The sequence below is a fragment of the Neorhizobium sp. NPDC001467 genome, from assembly GCF_050275975.1.
GTDB lineage: Bacteria > Pseudomonadota > Alphaproteobacteria > Rhizobiales > Rhizobiaceae > Neorhizobium.
The window spans coordinates 1-2,964 of the sequence record NZ_JBNNPS010000020.1 but is presented as its reverse complement, the minus strand read 5'-3'; the positions used below and the strand labels follow the sequence as shown (position 1 = coordinate 2,964).

The 2,964-nt window shown below is 54.1% G+C and carries 2 rRNA genes; both read right to left on the bottom strand.

Annotation, left to right across the window (positions count from 1 at the left end):
* Window positions 1-3 precede the first annotated feature (3 nt).
* Window positions 4-118: ribosomal RNA gene (gene rrf, locus ACQKKX_RS20610) — 5S ribosomal RNA — on the bottom strand.
* 265 nt (window positions 119-383) lie between these two features.
* Window positions 384-2,964: ribosomal RNA gene (locus ACQKKX_RS20605) — 23S ribosomal RNA — on the bottom strand; the annotation flags it as partial.

Genomic DNA, 2,964 nt, shown 5'->3' with positions numbered 1-2,964 from the left:
AAGACCTGGCAGCGACCTACTCTCCCGCGTCTTAAGACGGAGTACCATTGGCGCTGGGGCGTTTCACGGCCGTGTTCGGAATGGGAACGGGTGCGGCCGCCCCGCCATGACCACCAGGTCATCTAAGGGCAATGAACCAACATTGCTGTTGGCGTTTGTTGAGAAGCTGGAATTTGGTTCATCGCCTTGGTTTTGTTCTCACGGGCTGTTCGTGACCTGCCGGTCACTGCCCTGCGAACCCCGCGGCGCATCAGCGCCGACGAACTGCCGTTCTGTATGGCTGCCCCGCTCGATGTTGAGCAAGGGAGCCAAACGGCTGGCGATGGTCTTTTGAACACGTCGATGCATCATCACGCTTTGCGTGATGAGCATGGTCAATGAGAACGATGAAGTCGATCGGGCTATTAGTAAGGCTAAGCTTCATGCATTGCTGCACGTCCACACGCCTCCTATCAACGTGGTCGTCTTCCACGGCCCTGATAGGGAATACTCGTTTTCAGGTGGGTTTCCCGCTTAGATGCCTTCAGCGGTTATCCCTTCCATATATAGCTACCCTGCTATGCCGTTGGCACGACAACAGGTCCACCAGAGATATGTCCATCCCGGTCCTCTCGTACTAGGGACAGATCCTGTCAATATTCCTACACCCACGGCAGATAGGGACCGAACTGTCTCACGACGTTCTGAACCCAGCTCACGTACCGCTTTAATTGGCGAACAGCCAAACCCTTGGGACCTGCTCCAGCCCCAGGATGCGATGAGCCGACATCGAGGTGCCAAACAACCCCGTCGATATGGACTCTTGGGGGTCATCAGCCTGTTATCCCCGGCGTACCTTTTATCCGTTGAGCGATGGCCCTTCCACGCGGGACCACCGGATCACTATGACCGACTTTCGTCTCTGCTCGACTTGTCAGTCTCGCAGTCAGGCGGGCTTATGCCATTGCACTCGACGACCGATTTCCGACCGGTCTGAGCCCACCATCGCGCGCCTCCGTTACTCTTTCGGAGGCGACCGCCCCAGTCAAACTACCCACCATACACTGTCCCGGATCCGGATGACGGACCGCGGTTAGACATCCATGACGATAAGGGTGGTATTTCAAGGATGGCTCCACGAAGACTGGCGTCCCCGCTTCAAAGCCTACCACCTATCCTACACATGCCGACACGAATGCCAGTGTAAAGCTATAGTAAAGGTGCACGGGGTCTTTCCGTCTAACCGCAGGAACCCCGCATCTTCACGGGGAATTCAATTTCACTGAGTCTATGCTGGAGACAGCGGGGAAGTCGTTACGCCATTCGTGCAGGTCGGAACTTACCCGACAAGGAATTTCGCTACCTTAGGACCGTTATAGTTACGGCCGCCGTTTACTGGGGCTTCGATTCAGAGCTTGCACCCCTCCTCTTAACCTTCCAGCACCGGGCAGGCGTCAGACCCTATACGTCGTCTTTCGACTTCGCAGAGCCCTGTGTTTTTGATAAACAGTCGCTACCCCCTGGTCTGTGCCACCCCTTCCTGGTTGCCCAAAAAGGGGTCACGCTTCTTCCGAAGTTACGCGTGCAATTTGCCGAGTTCCTTCAGCATAGTTCTCTCAAGCGCCTTGGTATACTCTACCTGACCACCTGTGTCGGTTTCGGGTACGGTCTATAATGGTGGAGCTATTTCCTGGAACCGCCCCGCCGCACTTCCAATCCAATAAGAAAGTACGACTTACGCGATCCGTCACTACCACCAGGCCCACGAATATTAACGTGGTTTCCATCACCTACGCATTTCTGCCTCGGCTTAGGGGCCGGCTAACCCTGCTCAGATTAACTTTAAGCAGGAACCCTTGGTCTTTCGGCGAGAGGGTCTCTCACCCTCTTTATCGTTACTCATGTCAACATTCGCACTTCCGATATCTCCAGGGCTCCTCACGGATACCCCTTCACAGACTTACGGAACGCTCCGCTACCACATACACAGTTAAGTGCACATCCTCAGCTTCGGTGCATGGCTTTAGCCCCGTTACATTTTCGGCGCAAAGACCCTTATTTAGACCAGTGAGCTGTTACGCTTTCTTTAAATGATGGCTGCTTCTAAGCCAACATCCTGGTTGTTTTGGGATCCTCACATCCTTTCCCACTTAGCCATGACTTGGGGACCTTAGCTGGAGGTCAGGGTTGTTGCCCTTTTCACGACGGACGTTAGCACCCGCCGTGTGTCTGCCGAGTAGTACTCCACGGTATTCGGAGTTTGGTTAGGATCAGTAAGACGGTGAGTCCCCATAGCCCATCCAGTGCTCTACCCCCGTGGGTATTCGCTCGACGCTCTACCTAAATAGATTTCGCGGAGAACCAGCTATCTCCGAGTTTGATTGGCCTTTCACCCCTAGCCACAAGTCATCCCAATCTATTGCAACAGATGCGGGTTCGGCCCTCCAGTTGGTGTTACCCAACCTTCAGCCTGCTCATGGCTAGATCACTCGGTTTCGGGTCTAATGCGACGAACTGAACGCCCTGTTCAGACTCGCTTTCGCTGCGCCTACACCTACCGGCTTAAGCTTGCTCGTCACACTAAGTCGTTGACCCATTATACAAAAGGTACGCCGTCAGGCTTTCGCCCTCCGACTGCTTGTAGGCATCCGGTTTCAGGTTCTATTTCACTCCCCTTGTCGGGGTGCTTTTCACCTTTCCCTCACGGTACTTGTTCGCTATCGGTCATGCACGAGTACTTAGGCTTGGAGAGTGGTCTCCCCATGTTCAGACAGGATTTCACGTGTCCCGCCCTACTCAAGGACAATGTCTGTTCTACGCTTACGGGACTATCACCCACTATAGTCAGGCTTTCCAACCTGTTCAGCTTTATTCAACATTGCCACTGGCCTGGTCCGCGTTCGCTCGCCACTACTTGCGGAGTCTCGGTTGATGTCCTTTCCTGCAGGTACTTAGATGTTTCAGTTCCCTGCGTTCGCTTCTAAC